Source organism: Microbacterium sp. (assembly GCF_036566905.1).
In the GTDB taxonomy this organism is placed as follows: domain Bacteria; phylum Actinomycetota; class Actinomycetes; order Actinomycetales; family Microbacteriaceae; genus Microbacterium.
Window position 1 is genome coordinate 47,394 of the sequence record NZ_DATCVK010000218.1, and the last position, 24,136, is coordinate 71,529.

Sequence of the window (24,136 nt, forward strand, 5' to 3'; positions counted from 1 at the left end):
GGCGGTCAGGGCACGAGGGTGATCTTGCCGTCCACGCCCGCTTCGATCGCGCGGTGCGCGTCGGCGGCGTCGGCGAGGGCGAACGACGGTCCCAGTTCCACCGAGAAGCGGCCCGCGGCCATCAGGGCGATCGCCACCGGCACAGCCTCGGTGCGCCACGCCTGCTGCTGCGCGGTGAGCGGCAGCGGAGACCCGCCCGAGAACGCGCGGATGCCGAGGCCCGTGGCATCCCGCCCCCGCACGAGCGTCGCGACCCGCTGTCGGTCGGGCACCAGCTCGATGGACGTCTGCAGCGCCTCGTCGGTGCCGGCCGCGTCGATCGCGACCGTCACGCCGTGCGGCGCGACCTCGCGCACCCGGTCGGCGAGCCCCTCACCGTAGGTGACGGGGGTGGCACCGAGCGCGCTCACGCGGTCGAACCGGCGCTCGGACGACGTCGCGATGACCGTGGCACCCCACAGCACTGCGAACTGGATGAGCGCCTGGCCGACGGCACCGGACCCGCCATGGACCAGCACCGTGTCGCCGCTTCCGACACCGAGGGATCTCAGCGCCTGGTACGCGGTGCCGACGGGGATGCCGAGTGCCGCGCCCTCTGCGGCGCTCACGTGCGGCGGACGCACGAAGACCCGGTCCGCCGCGACGACCACCTCGGTCGCGTACGCGCCCGAGGCGCCCGCGAAGACCACGGGGTCGCCGGCGCGGAACCCGTCCACCTCGTCGCCGACGGCGAGGACGACGCCTGCGCCGTCGCCGCCGACGCGTCGATGCCCGGTGATCTCGCCCGACGGGCGCGCGCCGGAACGCAGCTTCGCGTCGATCGGGTTCACGCCCACCGCCGTGACGCGGATCGCGACCTCGCCCGCGTCCGGCGCCCGCTCGGGCACGGGGATCTCGTGCAGCACCTCGGGGCCGCCGAACTCGGTGTACGCGATCGCAGTGGTCATGGCGGGGGCAACTCCTGTCGTCGAGGCGGGTATTCCCGCACGGGCTCTGCTCGTCGAGCGGCTAGCCGCGCAGGGCCCGCTGCAACCGCTGCAGCGACACGGGCTCCGCCGTGCCGAGGGACTGCGCGAACAGGCTCACACGGTACTCCTCGAGAAGCCACCGTGCGTGCACGAGCGACACCGCGGCGTCATCGGGCGGCGGGATGGTGCCCCCGGCCTCGGCGAAGACGGTCGCGGCACGCTCGAACTCCGTCATCCGCTGCCGGTCGCGACCGGGATTGTCGGCCAGCGTGCGCACGCGGTCCAGCGCTCCGCGGAGGTACCGCGGGAGGTGTGCGAGGCGCGCTGTGCCGGTGCGCGACACGAAACCGGGGAACACGAGGCCTGCGAGCTGGCCCTTCACGTCGTTCAGGGCGCCGAGGAGGGTCAGCGAGTTGCCGTCGCGCATCGCCTTCTCGACCTCGCGCGCGGCGGTGAGGATCCGCGCCGCCAGCGACACGGTCTGGAAGAGCTCGTCCACGACGGCTCCCGAGAGCGCGTCGCGCACCGCCTCGAAACCCGCGCGCGTGCGCACCAGAGCGTCGGGGGCGGTGCGGGCGATCACGGCATCCGCCACCGCCACGCGGCAGTCCTCGATCAGCGCCTTCGCCGACGGATAGGGCGACGCCGCGAGGGCGAGCTTCTCGGCGGACGTGAGGTGCTCGAGCACGTACGCCGTGGGCGAGGCGACCGACAGCAGCACGAGCCGTCGCACCCCCGCCCGCGTCGCGCGGGCCGCTGCCTCGGGTGTGGTCTCGATGCGCAGGGCCACCGAGGCGTTCTCGTCCACGATGGCGGGGTAGCCGCGCACGACGCCGCCGGCGACCTTCGTGTCGACGACCTCGGGGAGGTCGCCGAACGTCCAGTCGGTGAGACCGGTCTGCTCGACGAACGCGGACTCGGGGCGCGCCGCGGCGCCCGGCGCACTCGTTGATCGGGGCGCCGGCATGCCCGCCGCTCGCGCGGCGCCGGATGCCGGTGTCGATGCGCTCAGCGAGCGCGAGACCGATGCCCGTGCACGGTCGGCGAGACGCGCCTGCAGCGCCGCGAGGTCGCGGTCCGAGCCGACGGCGCGTCCGCGCTCGTCGACGGCGCGGAACGAGACCTGCAGGTGGCCGGGCACCCGCTCCATCTCGAAGTCCGCGGCGCTCACCGGCTGACTCGCGACACGCTGGATGCGCGCGGCGAGCGCCTCGCGCAGACCCACCGGCGGCAGTCCGGCGTGCGCCTCCGGGCCCTGCCCCGCGAGGTCGGCCGAGAAGGTGGCCGCCCAGTCGGCGGCGGGCACCACGTGGCGACGGATGGACTTCGGCAGCGACCGGAGCAGCGCGGTGATGAGCTCGTCGCGCATGCCCGGCACCTGCCAGTCGAATCCGTCCTGCCGCAGCTGGGCCAGCAGGGCGAGCGGCACGACCGCCGTCACGCCGTCGTCGGCGGCGCCGGGCTCGAAGCGATACGCGAGCGAGAGCACCTGGTCGCCCTGCGTCCACCGTGCCGGGAAGTCCCGCTCGTCGCCGCGGGACGCCTCGTCGACGAGGTCGGCCTCGGTCATGTCGAGCAGGCGCGGCGTGCGGACAGAGGCCTCCCGCCACCAGGCCTCGAAGGAGCGCGCGTCGAAGACGTCACGGGGGATCCGCGCGTCGTAGAAGCGGTAGACGGCCTCGTCGCCGACCAGGATGTCGCGGCGACGCTCGCGCTCCTCGATCTTCTCCAGCCGACGGCGCAGTTCGAGGTTCCGCCGCTCGAAGGCGGTCAGCCGCTTGTCGAGGTGGGTCGAGTCCCACTCGCCCTCGACCAGCGCGTGGCGCAGGAACAGCTCGCGCGCGAACGGCCGGTCGAACCGGGCGAGCTGCACGCGCCGCTTCGGCACGATCTCGAGCCCGAACAGCGTGACCTTCTCGTAGGCGGACGCCGCCCCCGCCGCCTTGGACCAGTGCGGCTCGCTCAGCGACCGCTTGGCGAGATCGCCCGCCAATGGCTCGGCCCACTCCGGATCGATCGCCGCGACCGTGCGCGCGAACAGTCGGCTGGTCTCGACGACCTCGGCGGCCATCACCGCGCTCGGGCGCTTCTTCTTGAGTCCGGAGCCCGGGAAGATCGCGAAGCGCGTGCCGCGCGAGCCGACGTACTCGGCGCCGCGGCGCTGTTCGGCGCGCTCCGAGCGATCGGCCGATCGACCCCGTGCGGCGGTGCCCGTCGTGCGCTCGTCGAGGATCCCGAGCTGCGACAGCAGGCCCGAGAGGATCGCCTTGTGGACCTCGTCGGCATCGGCGGCGCCGGACGGCGTCTTGCGGGGCGCGTTCACGAGGGTGCTCAGCTGCCGATGCACGTCGGCCCACTCCCGCACGCGCACGTAGTTGAGGTGCTCGGCGCGGCACAGCCGCCGGAACGCGCTCGAGCCGAGCTCGGACTGCTTCTCCTGCAGGTGGTTCCAAAGGTTCAGGAGGCTGAGGAAGTCGCTGGACGGGTCGGTGAATCGCGCGTGCAGGCGGTCGGCCTCCTCCCGACGGTCCTCGGGCCGCTCCCGCACGTCCTGGATCGACAGCCCCGCGACGATCGCCAGCACGTCGCGCAGGACGCCGGTGCGGCGGGCCTCCACGAGCATGCGCGCGAAGCGCGGGTCGATCGGCAGCCGCGCGATCTCGCGACCGAGGTCGGTGAGCGTCGGGTGGCCGCGGTCGTCGCCGGCCCCGCTTCCCGTCCGCACAGGCAGGCGCACGGCGCCGAGCTCGACGAGCAGGTCGAACGCCGCCTTCACGCCACGGGAGTCGGGCGGGGTGAGGAACGGGAACGACGAGATGTCGCCGAACCCGAGCGACAGCATCTGCAGGATCACCGAGGCCAGGCTCGTGCGCAGGATCTCGGGCTCGGTGAACTCGGGACGGGTGTCGAAGTCCTCCTCCGAGTAGAGCCGGATCGCGATGCCGTCGCTGGTGCGTCCCGCGCGGCCGGAGCGCTGCTGCGCCGATGCCTGCGACACGGCTTCGATGGGCAGGCGCTGCACCTTGCTGCGGTTGCTGTACCGCGAGATGCGGGCCGTGCCGGTGTCGACGACGTACCGGATGCCCGGCACCGTCAGGCTCGTCTCTGCCACGTTCGTCGCGAGGATCACACGGCGACGGACGCCGGCGACCTGCGACCGCTCGAACACCCGGTGCTGCTCGGCCGCCGACAGCCGACCGTACAGCGGCAGCACTTCGGTGGGCGCGGCATCCTTCGCGTACATCCCCCGCACGGCGTCCGCGGCGTCGCGGATCTCGGCCTCGCCAGGCAGGAACACCAGGACGTCGCCCGCAGGCTCGCGGTCGAGTTCGCGCAGCGCAGAGGTGATGCCGTCGACGTCGTCGGACTCGTCCGCGTCCTTGGCGGGGCTCGGCGGGCGGTAGCGGATCTCGACCGGGTAGGTGCGTCCCGACACCTCGATGATCGGCGCGGGCGTGCCGTCCGGCTTCGCGAAGTGCTCGGCGAAGCTCTGCGGATCGATCGTCGCGCTGGTGATGACGACCTTGAGATCGGGCCGCTTCGGCAGGATCCGTCGCAGGTACCCGAGCAGGAAGTCGACGTTGAGGGAGCGCTCGTGCGCCTCGTCGACGATGATCATGTCGTACCGGCGCAGCAGCCGGTCCCGGTGGATCTCGTTGAGCAGGATGCCGTCGGTCAGGAGCGCGATGCGCGTGTCCTCCGACACCTTGTCGGTGAAGCGCACCTTGTAGCCGACGGTCGAGCCGAGGGGCACCTGGAGCTCCTCGGCGATGCGCTCGGCGATGGTCCGGGCCGCGATCCGGCGCGGCTGCGTGTGGGCGATGCGCGTGCGGCCGAGCTCCAGCGCGATCTTCGGCAGCTGCGTGGTCTTGCCCGAGCCGGTGGCGCCCGCGACGATGACGACCTGGTGATCGCGGATCGCGCGCGCGATCTCGTCCCGCGCGGCGCTGACGGGGAGCTCCGGCGGGTACGAGATGACGGCTTCGGGCACGGACATAGCCTTCGATCGTATCCCGTGTCGCGGCCTCCGCCGCCTGCGGGTCGCCGGATCGCATGACGAAGGGTCTTGATCGGCAAACAACTTTGCATTACAAAGTTACCATGACCCCCTCGGCGCGCACGCTCGCATCGCGGCCCCTTTCCGGCCGACGCTCCGATCGCGGTGCGCTCGCGTGGGGCATCGGGCTCCCGGCCCTGCGCGTGCTGCTCGTCGCCGCGGCGTGCACGCTCGCATGGCTGCTGCTGACCGCATGGGCGGGGCCCGCCGTCTTCCCGCCGCCGCCCCTTGTCGCGGCCGTCGCGATGCTGCCGGTCAACGTCGTGTGCCTGCTGCTGGTGGTGCGCCGCCTCCGCGCCACCGGCACGAGCGCCGCGGCGCTGATCGGCTACCGCCGCGGGCGCCTCGGCCGCGACATCCTGTGGGGCCTGCTGTGGCTGGCGGTGCTGTACGTGCCGTTCGTGCTGACCATCATGCTCGTCATGTGGGCGCTGCACGGCGCCGGCATGTTCACGGCGTTCGAGACCGTCTTCTTCGATCCGGACACGGTCCCGCCACTGTCTCCGGGTGTCGCGGCGGTGCTCGCGGTCGTCGCCGTGCTGACGTTCGCGCCGCTGAACGCACCGACCGAGGAGCTCGTCTATCGGGGGTCTGCACAACGGGATCTCGCAAGCCGGATGCCGCTTCCCGCCGCGATCCTCATCTCGGCGGCACTCTTCGGCCTGCAGCACGTCTGGTACGCGCCGACGCCGGACGCCGTCATCGTCTACGCCTGCGCGTTCTTCGTCTGGGGCATCGGCTCGGGCATCATCGCGTGGCGCCAGGGGCGGCTGCTGCCGCTCATCATCGCCCACGGCCTGGTGAACCTGTTGTCGACGCTTCCCGCGCTCGCCGTGCCCTTCCTCCTCGCGAACGGAATCCGATGAACATCCCCGGTACGACCGACCCTTCCGGCCCGACCGACGACGACGCGCCCCGCGACGCCGCCGCGATGCTGGACCTCGTCCGCAGCCAACAGGAACGCATCACCCGGCAGCTCGCCGCGGAGGTGCCGCTCATCCTGCTCGCGTGGGGGATCGCATGGTTCGTGGGATTCGGGCTGCTGTGGCTCATCGACGGAGCGAAGCCCGCCGCAAGCGTGCCGCTGCCGGTGGCGGTCGCCGTGTTCATCGTGCTGATGGCCGGGGCCCTCGTCGCGACGGCGATCCTCGGCATCCGCAGCGGTCGCGGCATCCGGGCATCCGCGGAAGCCGCGTTCACCGGCGCGGTGTACGGCTGGAGCTGGACGATCGCGTTCGTCGCGATGTTCGTCTTCGGCAGCGCGCTCGTCCACAACGGGATGGCGCCCGACCTCGCGAACATCTACTACCCGACCGCGTCGACGCTGCTGGTGGGGCTCCTCTACTTCGTGGGCGGCGGGATCTGGCATGCGAAGCCGCTGCTGTGGCTCGGCGGCTGGATCATGGTCGTCGCCCTGGTCGCGCCGTTCTTCGGGTATCCGACGCATTATCTGGTCTTCTCGATCGCGGGCGGCGGCGTCTTCCTCGTCGGCGCGCTCGTCGCCTGGCTGTGGATCCGCCGATGACCGAGCTCGATCCCGTGATCCACGCCGCTGCGCGCCTGCGGATCACCGCGACACTCGCGACGCTGGACCCCGGCGAGAGCATCGCGTTCCCGCGTCTGCAGGAGCTGCTCGACATGACCGCCGGAAACCTCTCGACGCACGTCCGCAAGCTCGAGGACGCCGGTTACGTCGCGGTCGAGAAGACGCATCGCGGGCGCACACCCGTCACCTATCTCGCGCTGACGAAGCAAGGCCGGCGCGCGTTCGAGGACTACACCGACGCCCTGCGGTCCGTGCTCGGGGACCGGTCATGAACCTCGCCCGCTTCGACCGCGTCACACGCCGCTGACCCGTCCGCTGCGCGACACCCGTCCTAGGCTGGGAACATGACAGTTCCCACCGTGACCCTCAACGACGGCAACACCATCCCGCAGCTCGGCTACGGCGTCTTCAAGGTGCCGCCGGCCGATACCGAGCGGGCCGTCAGCGAGGCGCTCGAGGTCGGGTACCGCCACATCGACACCGCCGCGATCTACGGCAACGAAGAGGGCGTCGGTGCGGCGATCGCGGCGAGCGGCATCCCGCGTGAGGAGCTGTTCATCACGACGAAGCTGTGGAACGACCGCCACGACGGCGACGAGCCGAACACCGCGATCGCCGAGAGCCTCGAGCGACTCGGCCTGGAGCAGGTCGACCTGTACCTGGTCCACTGGCCCACTCCGTCCCGCGACAACTACCTGCACGCGTGGGAGAAGCTGATCGAGCTGCGCAGTGCCGGCCTCACCCGCAGCATCGGCGTCTCGAACCACCTCGTGCCGCACCTCGAGAAGATCGTCTCGGCCACGGGCGTCGCTCCGTCGGTGAACCAGATCGAGCTGCATCCCGCCCACCAGCAGCGCGACGTCAGCGAATGGGCGGCGGCGCACGACGTGAGGATCGAGTCGTGGGGTCCGCTCGGACAGGGCAAGTACGACCTGTTCGGCGCCGGACCGGTGGCCGCCGCCGCCCAGGCGCACGGCCGGACGCCGGCACAGGCCGTGCTCCGCTGGCACCTGCAGAAGGGCTTCATCGTGTTCCCGAAGTCGGTGCGCAGAGAGCGTCTCGAGGAGAACCTCGACGTCTTCGGCTTCGAGCTCACCGCCGACGAGATGGCGGCGATCGATGCCATGGATCCGGGCGACGGTACGGGCCGCGTCAGCGCGCACCCCGACGAGGTGAACTGACCGCTCGCGAGCGGGAGGAGCGGATGCCGTGAACCCACGCCTCGCGGAAGCGACGAGCCCGTATCTGAGAGCCCACGCGGGCAACCCGGTCGCGTGGTTCCCGTGGGGCGAGGAGGCGTTCGCCGAGGCGCGGAGACGCGACGTGCCGGTCATGGTGTCGATCGGCTACTCGACGTGCCACTGGTGCCACGTGATGGCGCGCGAGTCCTTCGAAGACGCGGCGACCGCCGCAGAGCTCGACGCGGGCTTCGTGTCGATCAAGGTCGACCGCGAGGAGCATCCGGAGGTCGACGCGGCCTACATGGCCGCCGCATCCGCGTTCAGTCCGAGCCTCGGGTGGCCGCTCACGGTCTTCGCGACGCCCGACGGGCGGCCGTTCTACGCCGGCACCTACTTCCCGCCCGAGCCCCGAGCGGGGATCCCCGCCTTCCGCCAGGTGCTCGCCGCCGTGCAGGAGGCGTGGGCGGAACGGCGCGACCAGATCGACGAGACCGCGGCTGCCGTCGCCGGCGCCCTCGCCGAGGTGCGGGAGGCGGCGCCGGCGACGGATGCGGCCGTTCCCACCGCCGAGGAACTCGCGCGCGCCGCGCACGCGCTCGCCGCCCGCGAGGATCCGCGTCACGGCGGATTCGGCGATCCCGCCTCGAACGCGCCCAAGTTCCCGGTGGCCACGGCGCTGCGGTTCCTGCAGACCCGCGTCGTGCGCGAGCAGGCGGCTGCGGCATCCGGCGTCGCCGATCGGGCGCTCGCCGCCATGGCCTCGTCGCCGCTGCGCGACCCCGTCGAAGGCGGATTCTTCCGCTACGCCACCCGCCCCGACTGGACCGTGCCCCACTACGAGCGCATGCTGACCGACAACGCCCAGCTGCTCGACGTGGCGATGGACGCGTCACCGGCTCGGCACGATGTCGCGCGCGGCATCGCGGGATTCCTCATCGACGTGCTGCAGCAGCCGAGCGGCGGGTTCGGTGCTGCACAGGACTCCGAGTCCTGGATCGACGGTGCACGCAGCGAGGGAGGCTACTACGCCCGCGACGCCGCCGGCCGCGCCCCGCTCGAGCCGCCCGCGGTGGACGGCAAGGTGGTGAGCGGCTGGAACGGCCTCGCGATCGGCGCTCTCGCCCGTGCCGGCGTGCGCCTCGACGAAGCGTCCTGGATCGAGGCGGCGCGCTGGGCCGCCGACGCCGTCCTCGAGTCGAACGTCACCGCCGACGGCCGACTGCTGCGGGCATCGCTCGACGAGGTGCCGTCGCGCGCCCACGCGACCCTCGCCGACCAGGGACAGCTCGCGTCCGGGCTCCTGGCTCTGGCTGTGGCCACCGGAGAGATCGCGTACGCGGTGCGCGCCCGCGAGCTCGTCGACGCCTGCGTGCAACCCGCCGGTCGCGTCGTGGTGCCCGGCGGGGGAGACCCGGTGCTCACCGGGCAGGGGATCGGAGCACCGGATGCCGCCTCCGACGCCGACGAGCCCTCCGGTGCGGCATCGGTCGCGGAGGCCGCCGCGCTGCTCTGGGTGCTCGGCGCGGGCGAGCAGTATCGCGCGCTCGCCGAGCGTCTCGTCGCGACGCACGCGTCCGCCGCGCTCGCCCAGCCGCTCGCGTACGGCGCCCTGCTGCGTGTCGCCACTACTCTCGCCGCCGCCCCGCGGCAGGTCGTGGTCGTCGCGGACGACACCGCAGCGGCCGTCGCCAGCGCGGCTCGCGGCATCCGTGCCGACGTCGTGAGCATCCTCTCGCCCGCGCAGGCGACCGACTGGGCCGACGCCGGCTTCGGGCTGTTCGCCGACAAGACCGTGCGCGACGGGCTGCCGACCGCCTACGACTGCGGCGACTTCGCGTGCCGGCTGCCGGTCACCGACCCCGCCGGGCTGAATCCCTGAACGGCTGTTTCAGACCCAGCTGTCCAGCCACATGTGCAGGTGCCAGAAGTCGTACGGCACGTCGACCGCCGCGATGATCGGGTACCAGAAGGCCGACAGCGCCAGGGCGACGCCGAGGAACACCAGCACCAGGCGCTGGCCGGTGAGCCGGCGGTAGGAGCCGGCCGTCGGCGGCCCGGCGATGTCCTTCAGCGCGAAGGTCAGCGCCAGGAGCATGAACGGCAGGATGAGCACCGTGTAGAACTGGAACACCGTGCGCTCGGGCAGGAACAGCCAGGGCACGTACGTGACGGCGACGCCGGTGAGCACGAGCGCGTAGCGCCAGTCGCGCACGACCACGAAGCGGTACGCCAGGTACAGGACGGCGGCCACCCCGGCGTACCAGATGAGCGGGTTCGGCATCGTAGAGATGACCTCGACGCAGCCGTTCGAGGTGCCGCAGCCGTTCACGCCGAGCGCATCGTGGTGGTAGTAGACACCGGTCGGGCGCATCAGCAGCGGCCACTGCCACGCCGGGCTCGCATACGCGTGACCCGAGGTGATACCCGCCGTCGAGGAGTACATCGCCACGTGGTAGAGCCACAGGCTCTCGAGCGGATTGCTTCCGGCGTGGCGGTCGTAGCCGCCGTCGGTGACCAGCCAGCCGGTCCACGACGCCACGTACACGAGCACGGCGACGGGGACGAACAGCACGAACGTGACGAGACCCTGGCGCACGGCATCCGTCGGCCAGAACAGCACGCCCGCGCGGCGACGCGCGAGCGCGTCGGTCACCACGAGGTAGACGCCGAGACCGGCGAGCACCCATGCGCCCGACCACTTCACGGCGCTCGCCGCCCCGAGCGCCGCGCCCGCCGCGATGAGCCACGGCCGGTTCCACAGCACCGGTCCCCATGACGGAGCCTCGTCGCCGTCGAACCGCGCCGCCACGGACTCGGCGATCCGCGTCATCGTGCGCTCCCGGTCGCGCAGCACGAAAAGGAAGGCGAGCAGCACGAAGAACGTCAAGGAGGTGTCGAGCAGCGCGACGCGGCTCATCGAGATCGCGAGTCCGTCCACCGCCATGAGCAGCCCCGCCACCACCGCGAAGGTGGTCGATCGCGTCAGGCGCTTCGCGATCAGCATCAGCAGAAGGACGGAGGCGATGCCGAGGAGCGCGGTGGTGATCCGCCATCCCCACCCCGACTCGGGGCCGAGCACCATCATGCCCAGTGCGATGATCCACTTGCCGAGCGGCGGGTGGACGACGAAGGACGGGTTCGTGGTGAAGATGTTCACGTCGCCCGCCAGGAAACGCTCGTTCGCGCCGCCGGGCCAGGACCCCTCGTACCCGAGGTTGAGCAGCGTCCAGGCGTCTTTGACGTAGTACGTCTCGTCGAACTGGTTCATCAGGTCGTGCGCGGCCGCGAGGTTCCACAGGCGCAGGACGGCGGCGATGACGAGGACGATCGCCGGTCCGAGCCAGGCGTAGAGGCGCCGGGCGCGCGCATCCCCGCTCAGGCGGCGCGCGAAGCGGTCGTACAGGCTCGGACGTGCCGGAGGGAGGAGGGGCGCGGCGGGCTGGTCGACGCTGGGCTGGTCGACCGCGGGCCGTGGGGCATCCGTCACCCGGCAAGTTTAGGCTGAGGGCGTGATCATCCTCGCGGCGACCCCCATCGGAAACCTCGGGGACGCGTCCCGCCGCCTCGTCGAGGCGCTCTCCGAGGCGACCATCGTCGCCGCCGAGGACACCCGCACGACGCAGCGGCTGCTGGCGGCGCTGGGCATCTCCAATCGGCCGCGCCTGATCGCCCTGCACGACCACAACGAGAAGGAGCGCGCTCCGGAGCTCGTGGAACTGGCGCGCGACCAGGACGTGCTCGTGCTGAGCGACGCCGGCATGCCCACCGTCAGCGACCCCGGCTACGGGCTCGTCGCGGCGGCCGCCGACGCGGGCGTCCTGGTGACGGTGATCCCCGGGCCGAGCGCGGTCGTCACCGCGCTCGCCGTGTCGGGCCTCCCGACCGACCGCTTCACGTTCGAGGGCTTCGTGGCGCGCAAGCCGGGGGAGCGGGCGGCGGCCTTCCGCGCGCTCGCCTCCGAGCCGCGCACCATGGTGTTCTTCGAGGCGCCCTCGCGGGCGGCGGCCACGCTGGCCGACATGGCCACCGCCTTCGGCGCGGACCGCCGTGCGGCCGTCTGCCGCGAGCTGACGAAGTTGCACGAAGAGGTCGCGCGGGGTCCGCTCGCCGACCTCGCCGGGTGGGCCGAAGCCGGTGTGCGGGGCGAATTGGTCATCGTCGTCGAGGGTGCGCCGGCCCGCGCCGTCGCCTTCCCCGACGCCGTGAACCAGGTGCTCGAACTCGTGCGCGGCGGCACGCGACTGAAGGATGCCGCCGCCGAGGTGTCCGGCCTCACCGGGCACTCCAGCCGCGAGCTGTATCAGGCCGCGCTCTCGATGCGCGGGGAGCGCGCCTAGGGCTTGCGCTTCTTCAGCTGGTGCACCGCCTTCTCGACGAGCTTCGTGGCCGCCTTCACATCGACGGCCGTCGCCTTCGAACCCGCGAGCACGACCTCGCCCACCGCGACGGCGTCGTCGAGTCGGGCCAGCGAGCTGTCCGTGTACCGCGTCCGATCGACCGCGGCCGCCGCCCCGAGTGCGCGCTCCAGCGAGGTCGTGTCGGCTTCGACGCCGCCGCCGGTCGAGGCCGCGTCGACGAGGCGCACCTCGTCGAGCACTCCCCAGGCGCCGGCCGCGAGCGAGAACTCCGCTGAGATCTCGACCACGCCGTCGGCTCCGACGACGATCCCGGGGACCTCGGCAGTGTGGAGCTCGTTCCATACGGTGAACTCCAGCGGCGCGCTCCAGGAGCCCTCCGACGTGGTGGCGCGCAAGGTGCGCGCGTCCGTGTCGGGGCTGTTCGTGCCCTGTGTCGTCGCCTGCAGCACGTAGGTGCCGGCCGGAACGCCCGTCACGGTCTGCGAGACGGAGGTCTCGTACGCCGACCCGTTCCAGAACGTCACGGCGTAGTCCCCGGCGACCGCGTCGGCGCTCTGCTGGCGCGCGGCCGGCGCGGTCAGCGACCACGCGCCCATGTCGGCGCTCTCGAACCCGGGGTTCACGACGAAGTTGGGCGCGTCGACGGTCACGCTCGCCGTGACCGCGAGCCCGGAGTCGGTGCGGCCGGGGATCGAGTACTGGCCGGGCCCGCGGATCCACTCGACGGCGTCGCTCCACTGCACCGCGTGGTACTCGGTGGTGCCGTCGTTGAAGTCGATCGCGAGTTTCGCGGGCAGCTCGATCGGCGCGCCGTCGACCACGACGAGCGACACGTCTTCGACGCCGACGATCTCGCGGGGCGCGACCGCCCCGGTGCGCACGTACGAGAACGTGCGGAGCGACTCGAGCGGTGTGCCGTCCCCTGCGAACAGCGCCTGGTTGTCCCACGCCGAACCGCCGTAGAACTCGCCCACGTGGAGCGGGTCGTAGTCGCTGGCGGCGCTCGTCGCCCAGCCGGAGCCGAACTGCTCCCAGAGCACGCGGTTGGCGTCGATCTCGGACGCCGGTCCGACGGGCAGCCAGGCCGGCTCCCAGTAGTACACACCGATGCCCGCATCGCCCACGGCAGCGACCGCCGCGATCACGTCGCGAAGCTCCCACGCCTGTCCCTGCACGCTCACCGGGTACTGGCCCGTGATGCCGCCCGCGCCGATGACGTTCGGGTAGCCGTCGCCGTCCTCGAGCGTGTGCGCCCAGCTGGTCTCGGCGACCATGACCTTCTTGTCATAGGTCGTGGCGATGTCGGACAGGACGGTGGTGAGGTTCTCGACGGTGCCGTGCCAGTACGGGTAGTAGGAGCTCGCGAAGACGTCGTAGTCGACACCGAACGACGCAAGGCCTGCCGCGTAGGTGGCGTACCGGCCCGCCGTCTCGGGGTTCGTGAAGTGCACCGCGACCAGCGCGCCGGGAAGCACCTCGCGGACGGCGGCACTGCCGGCGGAGACCAGCGCCGCGAACTGCGCGTCGATCTCGCGGCCGGGCCGGGTGTGGCCGGCGATCGCGTTGTTGGTCTCGTTGCCGATCTGCACCATCCGCACATCCACGCCGGCGTCGGCGAAACGCTGCAGCGCGGCGGCGGTGAAGTCGTGCAGCGCCGTCACGGTCTCAGCGTCGGTGAGCGCCTCCCACGCCTTCGGCGCGAGCTGACGCGCGGGGTCGGCCCAGAAGTCCGAATAGTGGAAGTCCACGAGCACGTCCAAGCCTGCGGCGGTTGCACGCTCCCCGATCTCGACGGCGCGGTCGACGTCGACGTTGCCGCCGCCGTAGCCGCGGCCCGACGCGTCGGAGGGGTCGTTCCAGACGCGGATGCGCACCGAGTTCACGCCGTCGGCGGCGAGCACGTCGAAGAGGTCCGCGGGCTGCCCCGCGGCATCCCGGAACACCACGCCGCTCTCCTCGAGCGAGATCACGGTGGACACGTCGACGCCCATCGCGAAGTCGTCGGCCAGACCTTCGACCCTGTCGACGAAGATGCCGGCGTCGACCGGTCCATCGGCCTCATCGGCGGCGGCCGGGGCCGCCAGTGCGAAGCCTGCGATGAGGGTGACGGATGCCGCGGCGGCGGCGAGGACGGACCGCACAGGGCGGCGGAAGAGGAACGACATGTTTTTCTCCGATCGACGGTGATACGGGATGCCGTCAGCCCTTGACGGAGCCGGCGGTGAGACCGCCGACGATGTAGCGCTGCAGCGACAGGAAGAGGACGAGCACGGGGATGGCGGCGATGACGGCGCCCGCCGCGAACAGGCCCCAGTTGGAGGCGAGCTGGTTGGAGACCCACTGGTACATGCCGACGGCGAGCGTCCAGTTCTCCTCCGAGACGAGGACGATCTTGGCGATGATGTAGTCGCCGAACGCCGCGATGAAGGCCAGCAGCGCGACGACCGCGAGGATCGGCGTCACGAGCGGGATGATCAGTCGCCAGAAGATCTGCGCATGCGTCGCGCCGTCGATCTTCGCGGACTCGTCGATCTCGATCGGCACCGTGTTGAAGAAGCCGTACATGAGGAACGTGTTCACACCGAGAGCGCCGCCCAGGTACACGCAGATGAGCGCGATCTTCGAGTTGAGCCCGAGCACGGGCACGACCTCGCCGAGGGCGAGCAGCATGAGGAAGATCGCGACGAACGCGAGCGCCTGCGGGAACATCTGGATGATGAGCAGGCCGGTCAGCCCGGCGCGGCGACCCGAGAAGCGGAAGCGCGAGAACGCGTAGGCGGCCGCGGCGCCCATCAGCACCGCGCCCACCGCGGCGATGCCGCCGATCAGCAGGGTGTTCCCCGCCCAGGTCCAGAAGCGCGTCTCGCCGAGCGCGGCGTAGTTGGACACGTCGATCACGCTGAAGAGGGCGTTGCTGGCGGCCAGCGTGCCGTACGGGTTCAGCGATGCCGACAGCACGTACACGAGCGGGAAGATCGCGTAGAAGATCACGACGACGGCGAGGAGGTACTTCCAGCCGACCTCGAGCAGCCAGCGCCGTCGGCGGGCGGCACGGCGATCTTCGGAGGCACGGGTGGTCTGTCCCGCAGCGACCTCGGTGGTGGTGGTCATCACTGGAACTCCTCGAGCTTGCGGGTCTGGCGGAACGCGATCGCCGAGATGCCCCCGACGACGGCGAACACGAGGATCGACAGGGCGCTCGCGAGGCCGTAGTCGGCCGCGCCGCCCGAGACCCCTGAGATGTCGTAGATGGCGGAGATCAGGATGTCGGTGGCACCGAGCGCGTACGGCGCGCCGGGTATCGCCGGGCCGCCGTTGTTGAACATGTAGATGACGGTGAAGTTGTTGAAGCTGAACGCGAACGACGAGATCAGCAGCGGCGCTGTCGCGACGAGCACCAGCGGCAGGATGATCGAGCGGAGCTGGCGGGCACGGCCGGCGCCGTCGATGGATGCCGCCTCCAGCGCGTCCTGCGGAAGCGCCTGCAGCGCGCCGGTGCACACGAGGAAGTAGTACGGGTAGGTGAGCCACAGGTTCACCCAGACCACGGCGGCGCGGGCGAGCCACGGATCGCCCAGCCAGTTGATGTTCGCGCCGAAGAAGAACAGGTCGTTGATGATGCCGAACTCGGCGTTGAACATGCCGCGGAACAGCAGCGCCGACATGAACGCGGGGAACGCGTAGGGGAGGATGTACAGCGTTCGCAGGAACCGCCGGCCCTTCAAGCGCGCGTCGTTGTAGATGAGCGCGAGGAGGAGTCCCAGTGCGAACGGCAGCACGACCGAGAGCGTCGCGAAGGCGAAGGTCCACACGGTGACCGAGAGCAGCGTCTGCGCGAGCGCGGGATCGGTGAACAGGCGGACGAAGTTCTCGAACCCCACGTTCACGTACCAGCCGGTGGGAAGCGCCGAGCCGTCCTCGGCGACGAACGAGCCCTGGTCGTTCGCGGTGTAGACCGTGCCGGTGGTCGTGTCGGTGATCGTCTCCGCCCCGGCGTCCCACACCAGCGTCGATTCGTAGACGGCGCCCGATGATCCGTCGCGCGTGCGGATCGAGCCGTCGTTGGGGTCTTCCGATACCGCGACCCGCAGGCCGGCGATCTGCTCCTGCAGCTCGGCGTCGGTGATGACCGTGGCACGCGGCACGACGTCCCAGCCGGGGACCTCCGTGGGGACGCCGCCGCTGCCCACTTCGGCATCCCGGGCCTCTTCCAGCGGCTGTTCCGCCGAGCCCACGAGCACGTCGCCGTTCTCGTCGACGACCGCGAAGCCGAGCTCGCCGACCCGCTCGACCACCGAGAGCGGGTAGGTCGGCGAGTCCTCGATCCGGCGCTCGCCCTGGATGAGCGCCGCCTCGACGGCCTGCTCCTGCGTGCCGGCGTGCCCGGTGCCGTAGTTCGTGAAGGCGATGTACGCCGTATACCCGAAGATGAACACCTGGAACACGAGCAGGAACACGAGCCCCGGCAGCAGGTACTTGAGGGGCAACGACCGTCTGGTGAAGTAGACGATGTCGGCCGCGAGCAGCAGCACGAGCGTCGCCGAGAACACGACCCAGGATTCGACGCGGAACGCGCTCAGCAGCGTCATCACCCCGAACGCGTTGACGAGCGCCATCAGCGCGAGCTTCGCGAGGAAGCCCCAGCCGGGGCCGCGCCAGCGGCGCGCGTGCGATTCGCGCGGCGGCGCCTCTGCCGGCGCCAGTGGCGTGGTGGGTGCGTCCACCGTCATGCGTCTGCTCCTGTCACGGTCCCCGTCGACCTGTGGGGCATCGGGGTGCGGATGTGTGGGTCGAGATGGTTGTGGGGTCCGGGAGGCGGGGAGAGGCACTCACCCGCCTCCCGGAGTCGGTCGGCCGCAGCAGCTCTGCGGCCCGTTCAGGCGACCGCGATCAGCCCGCGACCGCGGCCTGGACGTCGGCGACCATCGTGTTCCACGTCGACACGGGGTCGGCGCCGTTGATGATCTGCGACTGTGCGGCGTTCCAGAGATCCCACACCGAGCCCATCTCGGGGATGCTCGGCATCGGCACGCCGTTCTGCGCCGACGCGAGGAAGCCCGCGATGATCGGGTCGGACGAGACCTCGGTGGCCAGGGTCGACCACGCGGGGATTCGCGGGTCGGCCTCGTAGAGCGCGCGCTGCGCCTCCTCGGTGCCGAGGTAGTTCACGAGGAACTCCTGCGCGAGCAGCGCGTTCTTCGACTGCGAGCTCAGGTAGAAGCCCTGCACGCCCACGAACGGCGCCGCCGTCTCGCCGCCCGCCGTAGGGATCGGGTTCACCGCGATGTTCGCCACGTCGGGGTAGGCGCTGATCGCCCACGGGCCCTGGATCGTGTACGGCGCCTTGCCGGTGTTGAACAGCTCGTTGTTGATGTCGTAGTCGACCGTCGTCGAGACGTAGCCGGTGCCAGCCGAGCCGTTCGCACCGAGCCATGTGGCGAAGGCCTCGCCCGCCGCGCCGCCCATGCCGACCTCGGTCGTGTACGAGCCCGAGTCGTCCTGCACGAAGACGGGAGCGCCGAACGACGTCTGGAAGCCGTACATCGTGTAGCCGTCGCCGGTCTCGCCGTTGGTGTTGATCACGAACGGGCGCTCCGCGCCTGACGCCAGGCCCTTCTGGATCATGTCGTCCCATGACGCGGGGGCATCGGCACCGACGAGGTCGACGTTCTGCACCAGCGCGATGGTCTCGAGCGAGTACGGGAGGGCGTAGAGCTGACCGTCGTAGGTCATGGCCTCGAGGGCGACGGGCTCGAACTCCGAGGCCTTGTCGCCGAGGTCGATCGTGTCGACGACGCCCGCGGCGACGAGCGCGCCCAGCCAGTCGTGCGCGCCGACGGTGATGTCGGGGCCCTCGCCGGTGGGGACCTGCGCGATGAAGTCGTTGCGGAGGTCCTCGAAGTTCTTCTTCACGAGCGTGACGGTGGCGCCGGTCTCCTCTTCGAAGGCGGCCGCGGCGTCGGCGATGGCCTGCTCGCGCTCCTCGTCGGTCCAGATGACGAGCTCGGCGCCGCTGCCGTCGGACTCGCTGTCGCCGTTGTCGGACGAGCCGCCGCCGGCGCAGCCGGCGAGGACGACCGCTGCCGTGAGCGCCAGCGCTCCGAGTGCGATCTGCTTTCGCATGGTTTCCCTTTCGGTGGTGGGTGGTGTTGCAGGTTTCGGGTGCGGGTCAGGAGGTGCGATCCGTGCGGACGACCGCGATGCCGCCGGCGGTCACGACGAACCCGCCGTCGACGGCCCGGCCCGTGAGAAGCTCCACGCCCGAGGCGGCGAGGGTGACCTCGTCCTCTCGATGGTTGATGGCGACCGTGTAGTCGGCCGCGTCGCCGCGGCGCACGACGACCTCGAGCCCCTCCGGGTGGACGGAGGGCGCCACGCCGGCGTCGGCGTAGACGTCGGTCATCACGGTGCGCAGGCCGGCGGCATCCAAGCGGGTGCTGATGTACCAGCCGTGCCCGGCGCCGTGCGCGTGGCGGGTGATCGCGGGCTTGCCAGCACCGGGGCCGTCGACGTACGTCGCCATCACGTCCGCGGCGCTGGGCACCAGGTCCTCCTGCCAGGCATCAGCGAGGAGTGTGGCGGATGCGGCAGCCGTCCACTTCACCGCGTGGCGGGCGCCTTTGCGCAGGGGGAGGAACTCCTCCACGACCACGCCCAGCGCATCGCGCAGGGGCGCGACGAAGCCGCCGGGGTGCACGGCGTCGTTCTCGTCGACGATCGCCGAGAAGAACGAGACGACGAGGGTGCCGCCCGCTTCGACGTACCGCGTCAGGTTCGCGGCGTCTGCGGCACTCAGCAGGTACTGCGCGGGGGCGAGGACGAGCTTGTAGCCGGACAGGTCCTGACCGGGGAGGGCGAAGTCCACCGTGATGCCGTCACGCCAGAGCCGCTCGTAGAAGGCGCGGATCTGCTCGGCGTGCGAGACGTCCACCGACGGGCGCCACTCGAGGTCCTGCGCCCAGAAGGACTCGAAGTCCCACAGGATCGCGACGTCCGCCTGTACCCGCGAGCTGCGCACCTCGTCGAGTCGTCCGAGCGTATCGCCGAGCTCGACCACCTCGCGCCACACGCGGGACGAGGTGCCGGCGTGGGGGATCATCGCCGAGTGGAACTTCTCGGCGCCCGAGCGCGACGCGCGCCACTGGAAGAAGAGGATCGCATCGGCCCCGCGCGCGAGGTGCGTGAGCGAATTGCGGGCCATCTCGCCGGGCCGCTTGGCGACGTTTCGGGGCTGCCAGTTCACCGCCGACGTGGAGTGCTCCATGAGGATCCACGGCTTGCCGCCGCCCACCGAGCGCGACAGGTCGGCCGCGATCGCGAGCCCGACCTCGCCCTCCGGGTCGGCGGCCCAGAGGTAGTGGTCGTCCGACACGATGTCGACCTCGCGGGCCCACGCCCACATGTCAGTCGTCCAGCTCTGGTTCGCCATGAAGTTCGTCGTGATCGGCTGTGAGGCATGGGCGCGGATGGCATCGCGCTCGGCGACGAAGCATTCGCGGAGCTGGCGGTCGGTGAAACGGGCGAAGTCGAGACGCTGCGCCGGATTCACGACCGAGGGTGCCGCCGCGGGCGCACCGATATGGTGCCACTCGCCGTATCGCTGGCCCCAGAACGTCGTGCCCCACGCCGCATTGAGGGCATCGAGGGTGCCGTACTTGTCGCGGAGCCACCCGCGGAAAGCCTGGACCGACTGGTCGGAGTAGTCCTCGCCGACGGGCACGCCGTACTCGTTGTGCACGTGCCACATGACCACGGCGGGGTGCGACGCGTAACGCTCGGCGAGCGCCGACGCGATGCGCACGATCGCCTCGCGGTAGGCGGGCGAGGAGTGCGAAGCCATGCCGCGCGCTCCGAAGCCCATCGTCACCCCTTCACGCGTGACGACGCGGGCATCGGGGTGATCGGCGAAGAACCACGCCGGGGGAGAGGCGGTGGGGGTGCCGAGGTCGACCGAGATGCCGTTGTCGTGCAGCAGGTCGAGCAGCTCATCGAGCCACGTGAAGTCGAAGACGCCCTCGCTCGTCTCGATCAGAGCCCAGGCGAAGATGCCGACGCTCACGAGGTTGACGCCCGCCTCGCGCATCAGGGCGACGTCTTCGCGCCACACCTCCCGTGGCCACTGTTCAGGGGTGTAGTCGCCGCCATAGGCGATTCCCCGGATCTCGGGCCAGCGGTCGGGCGAAGTCATGGACACTCCATCGGGTCGATGCGGGGTGATCCGCAAGTCGTGGGCGGGCACTGTCCGTGGTTGGACTGTGACCGGTCACAGTTCTACCCGAGCAGGTGCGGGGACGCAGGCTCCGGTGGACAACCGTTACATAACTGTGACCGGTCACAGTCGGCCTCGTGTCGGCGCCATGATCGCGTCGCGGCGGGAGTAGAGTCGCTCGTCGTGGACGAGACGACGACCGTGCGGCGCAAACCGACGATCCGCGATGTGGCCGCGGCGGCCGGCGTCTCTCGCGGCACGGTCTCGCGGGTCATCAACGGCGGGCACTGGGTGTCGCCCGACGCGCGGGTGGCCGTCGAGGAGGCGATCCGTCGCACCGGCTACACCGCCAACCACGCGGCGCGCAGCCTCGCCACCGGGCGGGCCGGTTCGCTCGCATTCCTGCTCACCGAGCCGCAGCATCTGCTGTTCGACGACCCGACCTTCGCGCTGCTGCTCCGCGGCGCCGCCGAAGCCCTCGCCCAGAGGTCGATGACGCTCGTGCTGCTGGTCGCCGGCACGCCGGCGGAACGCGCCAACGTCACGCACTTCGTCAGCGCCGGACACGTCGACGGCGTGCTCCTCATCTCGTCGCACGAAGCCGATCCGCTGGTGGAGGAACTGCTCGAAGCCGGCGTGCCCACCGTGTGCTGCGGCATCCCGCTCGGTCACGAAGCCCAGGTGCCGACGGTGTCGGTCGACGAGATCGGCTCGGCGCGCGAGATGACGCGCTACCTGCGGAGCCGCGGCCATCGCCGCATCGCGATGATCGCCGGCCCCCACGACACCCCAGGCGGCAAGTTCCGGCTCGTGGGCTTCGAAGAGGAGATGGGCGCGGACTTCGACCCCGCGCTCGTCGAGGAGGGCGACTACAGCCAGGAGTCCGGCGCCGTCGCGATGGCGCGCCTGCTGGAGCGGACGCGCGACATCGACGCCGTCTTCGCGGCGAGCGACCGGATGGCCGCCGGCGCCGTCGCGACGCTGCGCAAGGCGAACCTGCGCGTGCCCGAAGACATCGCGGTCGCGGGATTCGACGACTCGGGTCTCGCCGCCACCCACGAGCTCGCGCTCACCACGATGCGCCAGCCGTGGGACCGCATCAGCGAGGGGATGGTGTCGCTGTTGCTCGATGTCATCGCGGGCGCCAACCCGGAGCCGATCACGCTGCCGACGACGCTCATCGTGCGCGACAGCGCCTGAGCATTGCGTTCGCGCCCGAGTTGCGTTCGGGCCTGAGTATTACGTTCGGGCCGGTTTCTGTGCGCCCGCGGCGGCGTCCGGTCACAGCGGCGGTCGGGGCATCCGCGCTGGCTAGACTCGTCGGGTGACTTCCGGCCCCTCGTCCTTCTACATCACGACGCCGATCTACTATCCGAGCGACGTGCCCCACATCGGCCACGGCTACACGACCGTGGCGGTCGACACCCTCGCGCGCTGGCACCGCCAGGCGGGCGACGACACCTGGATGCTGACGGGCACCGACGAGCACGGCCAGAAGATGATGCGGGCGGCCGCCGCGAACGGCGCGACGCCGCAGGAGTGGGTCGACCGTCTCGTCGGCGAGTCGTGGTTCCCGCTGCTGAAGACGCTGGATGTCGCCAATGACGACTTCATCCGCACGACGCAGCCGCGCCACGAGGAGCGCGTCCGCGCGTTCGTGCAGGCGATCTACGATCGCGGCTACATCTACGCCGGTGAGTTCGAGGCGCTGTACTGCGTGGGCTGCGAGGAATTCAAGACGGAGTCCGAGATCGTCGACGGCACCGGGCCCTTCGAGGGTCTCAAGGTCTGCGCGATCCACTCCAAGCCGCTCGAGCTGCTGCAGGAGAAGAACTACTTCTTCAAGCTGAGCGAGTTCCAGGACAAGCTCCTCGAGCTCTACTCCGGCGGCGACTTCATCCGGCCCGAGTCGGCGCGCAACGAGGTCGTCTCGTTCGTCAAGAACGGCCTGAAGGACCTCTCGATCTCGCGGTCCACGTTCGACTGGGGCATCAAGGTGCCGTGGGACGAATCGCACGTGATCTACGTGTGGGTCGACGCGCTGCTCAACTACGCGACAGCCGTCGGCTACGGCAGCGACCCCGAGGAGTTCGCGCGACGCTGGCCCGCCTACCACGTCGTCGGCAAGGACATCCTGCGCTTCCACGCCGTCATCTGGCCCGCGATGCTGATGGCCGCCGGCGTCGACGTGCCCAAGGGCGTCTTCGCGCACGGCTGGCTGCTCGTCGGCGGCGAGAAGATGTCGAAGTCGAAGCTCACCGGCATCGCCCCGACCGAGATCACCGACGTGTTCGGGTCGGACGCCTACCGGTTCTACTTCCTGTCGGCGATCGCGTTCGGCCAGGACGGCTCGTTCTCGTGGGAGGACCTCTCGGCCCGCTACCAGGCGGAGCTCGCGAACGGCTTCGGCAACCTCGCGTCGCGCACCACCGCCATGGTCGAGCGCTACTTCGAGGGCATCGTTCCGCCGCCCGCCGCGTACACCGAGGCCGATCTGCACATCCAGACGACGGTGGCGGATGCCGCCGCCCGCGCCGACGCCGCGATCGAGCGCTTCCGCATCGACGAGGCGATCAGTTCGGTCTGGACGATCGTCGACGCGCTGAACCTGTACATCACCGAGAACGAGCCGTGGACGCTGGCCAAGGACGACTCCCGGCGCGAGCGCCTCGGCACCGTGCTGTACACGGCGGCCGAAGGACTTCGCGCCCTGGCGGTGCTGCTGTCGCCGGTCATGCCGGAGTCGACCGAGAAGCTCTGGATCGCGCTCGGCGCCGCAGAGTCGATCGGCCGCCTGCAGGATCAGCGGATCCGCGAGGCAGGCGGATGGGGCGTGCTGAAGCCCGGCACGTCGGTCAACGGCCTGGCGCCGCTGTTCCCGCGCGTCGAGCAGTCGGTCTGATGGCGACACCCCCCGTCCCCTACCCGGCGGAGGGCTCGGACCCCTCGCAGTACGTCCGCACCCGCGAGAAGGGCTCGCGCGACGTCACGTACCCCGTGGCGCCCGAGCCTCTCGCGGTGCCGGTGTACGACAACCACGCCCACCTCGAGATCGAGGACGGCGAGGTCGGTCTGTCGCTCGACGAGCAGCTGGAGCGGGCCGCGGCGGTCGGTGTCGTCGGCGTCGTCCAGGCGGGCGGCGACATCGACTCCAGCCGGTGGTCGGCGTGGGCAGCGGCATCCCATCCCCGAGTGCTGGCAGCCGTCGCCATCCACCCGAACGAGGCGCCCGCGTACAAGGACGCCGGACGCCTCGACGAGGCGATCGCCGTCATCGACGAGCTGGCGGCGCAGCCGCGCGTGCGTGCGATCGGTGAGACCGGACTCGACTTCTTCCGCACCGGCGAAGACGGGCGGCCCGCGCAGTTCGAGAGCTTCGAGGCGCACATCGCGCTCGCGAAGACGCACGGCATCGCGATGCAGATCCACGACCGCGACGCCCACGACGCCGTGCTCGAGACCCTCGAGCGGGTCGGCGCGCCGGAGCGGACCGTGTTCCACTGCTTCTCGGGCGACGCCGCCATGGCGCAGGTCGCGGGCGAGCGCGGCTACTGGCTGTCGTTCGCCGGCAACGTCACCTTCAACAACGCGCAGAACCTCCGCGACGCGCTCGCGGTGATCCCGCGCGAGCGGATCCTCGTCGAGACGGATGCCCCGTTCCTGACCCCGACGCCGCACCGCGGTCGTCCGAACGCGCCGTACCTCGTCCCGGTGACCGTGCGGTTCATGGCCGCCGAACTCGGCATCGACGTCGACGAGCTGTGCGCACAGCTGGCGGCGAACACGCTCGAGGTCTACGGAGCATTCGAGGACTGAC

17 protein-coding genes are annotated in these 24,136 nt (G+C 71.0%); 9 read left to right on the plus strand and 8 right to left on the minus strand.

Annotation, left to right across the window (positions count from 1 at the left end; translation table 11 throughout):
* Positions 1 to 5 precede the first annotated feature (5 nt).
* Both VIP82_RS18950 and hrpA read right to left on the minus strand, forming a co-directional pair.
* Positions 6 to 947: a quinone oxidoreductase family protein gene (locus VIP82_RS18950; protein ID WP_331911470.1), complete on the minus strand. Its 942-nt coding sequence runs from the start codon at positions 945 to 947 to the stop codon at positions 6 to 8.
* A gap of 61 nt (positions 948 to 1,008) precedes the next feature.
* Positions 1,009 to 4,965, minus strand: coding sequence for an ATP-dependent RNA helicase HrpA (gene hrpA / locus VIP82_RS18955; RefSeq protein ID WP_331911472.1), 3,957 nt, complete (start codon positions 4,963 to 4,965; stop codon positions 1,009 to 1,011).
* 104 nt (positions 4,966 to 5,069) lie between these two features.
* Here hrpA and VIP82_RS18960 point away from each other — a divergent pair, with 104 nt between their 5' ends.
* The 5 genes from VIP82_RS18960 (at position 5,070) to VIP82_RS18980 (ending at position 9,631) form a co-directional block, all read left to right on the plus strand.
* A complete protein-coding gene (locus VIP82_RS18960) occupies positions 5,070 to 5,891 on the plus strand; it encodes a CPBP family intramembrane glutamic endopeptidase (RefSeq protein WP_331911474.1) in 822 nt (273 codons plus the stop codon).
* Positions 5,888 to 6,550, plus strand: a complete 663-nt coding sequence (locus VIP82_RS18965; RefSeq protein ID WP_331911476.1) for a hypothetical protein — start codon at positions 5,888 to 5,890, stop codon at positions 6,548 to 6,550. Before VIP82_RS18960 ends, VIP82_RS18965 begins: the two co-directional genes overlap by 4 nt.
* On the plus strand, positions 6,547 to 6,843 hold the full coding sequence (locus tag VIP82_RS18970) for a transcriptional regulator (RefSeq protein ID WP_331911478.1): 297 nt from the start codon (positions 6,547 to 6,549) through the stop codon (positions 6,841 to 6,843). The genes VIP82_RS18965 and VIP82_RS18970 overlap by 4 nt, the downstream gene beginning before the upstream one ends.
* Before the next feature lie 72 nt (positions 6,844 to 6,915).
* Positions 6,916 to 7,752 (plus strand): aldo/keto reductase, encoded by an 837-nt coding sequence (locus tag VIP82_RS18975; protein WP_331911480.1) that lies wholly within the window; start codon positions 6,916 to 6,918, stop codon positions 7,750 to 7,752.
* Positions 7,753 to 7,780: 28 nt separating this feature from the next.
* The gene (locus tag VIP82_RS18980; protein ID WP_331911482.1) at positions 7,781 to 9,631 is read left to right on the plus strand and encodes a thioredoxin domain-containing protein; all 1,851 of its coding nucleotides are present in this window, start codon (positions 7,781 to 7,783) and stop codon (positions 9,629 to 9,631) included.
* A gap of 9 nt (positions 9,632 to 9,640) precedes the next feature.
* Here VIP82_RS18980 and VIP82_RS18985 read toward each other — a convergent pair whose 3' ends face one another.
* Positions 9,641 to 11,239 (minus strand): dolichyl-phosphate-mannose--protein mannosyltransferase, encoded by a 1,599-nt coding sequence (locus VIP82_RS18985; protein WP_331911484.1) that lies wholly within the window; start codon positions 11,237 to 11,239, stop codon positions 9,641 to 9,643.
* Between the two features lie 22 nt (positions 11,240 to 11,261).
* On the opposite strand from VIP82_RS18985, the gene rsmI reads away from it, so the two are divergent.
* Positions 11,262 to 12,089 carry a 16S rRNA (cytidine(1402)-2'-O)-methyltransferase gene (gene rsmI, locus VIP82_RS18990; RefSeq protein ID WP_331911486.1) on the plus strand — a complete coding sequence of 276 codons (828 nt, stop codon included), beginning with the start codon at positions 11,262 to 11,264 and terminating at the stop codon, positions 12,087 to 12,089.
* On the opposite strand, the gene VIP82_RS18995 is transcribed toward rsmI, so the two are convergent.
* The 5 genes from VIP82_RS18995 to VIP82_RS19015 form a co-directional block, all read right to left on the minus strand.
* The gene (locus tag VIP82_RS18995; RefSeq protein WP_331911488.1) at positions 12,086 to 14,275 is read right to left on the minus strand and encodes a glycoside hydrolase family 53 protein; all 2,190 of its coding nucleotides are present in this window, start codon (positions 14,273 to 14,275) and stop codon (positions 12,086 to 12,088) included. The genes rsmI and VIP82_RS18995 overlap by 4 nt on opposite strands.
* Positions 14,276 to 14,309: 34 nt before the next feature.
* Positions 14,310 to 15,221, minus strand: coding sequence for a sugar ABC transporter permease (locus tag VIP82_RS19000; RefSeq protein ID WP_331911490.1), 912 nt, complete (start codon positions 15,219 to 15,221; stop codon positions 14,310 to 14,312).
* A complete protein-coding gene (locus VIP82_RS19005) occupies positions 15,221 to 16,840 on the minus strand; it encodes an ABC transporter permease subunit (RefSeq protein WP_331911492.1) in 1,620 nt (539 codons plus the stop codon). The genes VIP82_RS19000 and VIP82_RS19005 overlap by 1 nt, the downstream gene beginning before the upstream one ends.
* Positions 16,841 to 17,000: 160 nt before the next feature.
* The gene (locus VIP82_RS19010; protein ID WP_331911494.1) at positions 17,001 to 18,233 is read right to left on the minus strand and encodes a sugar ABC transporter substrate-binding protein; all 1,233 of its coding nucleotides are present in this window, start codon (positions 18,231 to 18,233) and stop codon (positions 17,001 to 17,003) included.
* 46 nt (positions 18,234 to 18,279) lie between these two features.
* A complete protein-coding gene (locus tag VIP82_RS19015) occupies positions 18,280 to 20,298 on the minus strand; it encodes a beta-galactosidase (protein WP_331911496.1) in 2,019 nt (672 codons plus the stop codon).
* A gap of 204 nt (positions 20,299 to 20,502) precedes the next feature.
* On the opposite strand from VIP82_RS19015, the gene VIP82_RS19020 reads away from it, so the two are divergent.
* The 3 genes from VIP82_RS19020 to VIP82_RS19030 all read left to right on the plus strand — a co-directional run bounded on the left by VIP82_RS19020 (position 20,503) and on the right by VIP82_RS19030 (position 24,135).
* Positions 20,503 to 21,519 (plus strand): LacI family DNA-binding transcriptional regulator, encoded by a 1,017-nt coding sequence (locus VIP82_RS19020; protein ID WP_331911498.1) that lies wholly within the window; start codon positions 20,503 to 20,505, stop codon positions 21,517 to 21,519.
* 124 nt (positions 21,520 to 21,643) lie between these two features.
* Positions 21,644 to 23,221 (plus strand): methionine--tRNA ligase, encoded by a 1,578-nt coding sequence (gene metG, locus VIP82_RS19025; RefSeq protein ID WP_331911500.1) that lies wholly within the window; start codon positions 21,644 to 21,646, stop codon positions 23,219 to 23,221.
* Positions 23,221 to 24,135: a TatD family hydrolase gene (locus tag VIP82_RS19030; protein WP_331911502.1), complete on the plus strand. Its 915-nt coding sequence runs from the start codon at positions 23,221 to 23,223 to the stop codon at positions 24,133 to 24,135. The genes metG and VIP82_RS19030 overlap by 1 nt, the downstream gene beginning before the upstream one ends.
* Position 24,136 lies beyond the last annotated feature (1 nt).

Excerpts from the sequence above, each read along its gene's own strand:
- VIP82_RS18950 (WP_331911470.1), bottom strand. The coding sequence starts at position 947 with ATGACCACTGCGATCGCGTACACCGAGTTCGGCGGCCCCGAGGTGCTG.
- hrpA (WP_331911472.1), bottom strand. The coding sequence starts at position 4,965 with ATGTCCGTGCCCGAAGCCGTCATCTCGTACCCGCCGGAGCTCCCCGTC.
- VIP82_RS18960 (WP_331911474.1), top strand. The coding sequence starts at position 5,070 with ATGACCCCCTCGGCGCGCACGCTCGCATCGCGGCCCCTTTCCGGCCGA.
- VIP82_RS18965 (WP_331911476.1), top strand. The coding sequence starts at position 5,888 with ATGAACATCCCCGGTACGACCGACCCTTCCGGCCCGACCGACGACGAC.
- VIP82_RS18970 (WP_331911478.1), top strand. The coding sequence starts at position 6,547 with ATGACCGAGCTCGATCCCGTGATCCACGCCGCTGCGCGCCTGCGGATC.
- VIP82_RS18975 (WP_331911480.1), top strand. The coding sequence starts at position 6,916 with ATGACAGTTCCCACCGTGACCCTCAACGACGGCAACACCATCCCGCAG.
- VIP82_RS18995 (WP_331911488.1), bottom strand. The coding sequence starts at position 14,275 with ATGTCGTTCCTCTTCCGCCGCCCTGTGCGGTCCGTCCTCGCCGCCGCC.
- VIP82_RS19000 (WP_331911490.1), bottom strand. The coding sequence starts at position 15,221 with ATGACCACCACCACCGAGGTCGCTGCGGGACAGACCACCCGTGCCTCC.
- VIP82_RS19005 (WP_331911492.1), bottom strand. The coding sequence starts at position 16,840 with ATGACGGTGGACGCACCCACCACGCCACTGGCGCCGGCAGAGGCGCCG.
- VIP82_RS19010 (WP_331911494.1), bottom strand. The coding sequence starts at position 18,233 with ATGCGAAAGCAGATCGCACTCGGAGCGCTGGCGCTCACGGCAGCGGTC.
- VIP82_RS19015 (WP_331911496.1), bottom strand. The coding sequence starts at position 20,298 with ATGACTTCGCCCGACCGCTGGCCCGAGATCCGGGGAATCGCCTATGGC.
- VIP82_RS19030 (WP_331911502.1), top strand. The coding sequence starts at position 23,221 with ATGGCGACACCCCCCGTCCCCTACCCGGCGGAGGGCTCGGACCCCTCG.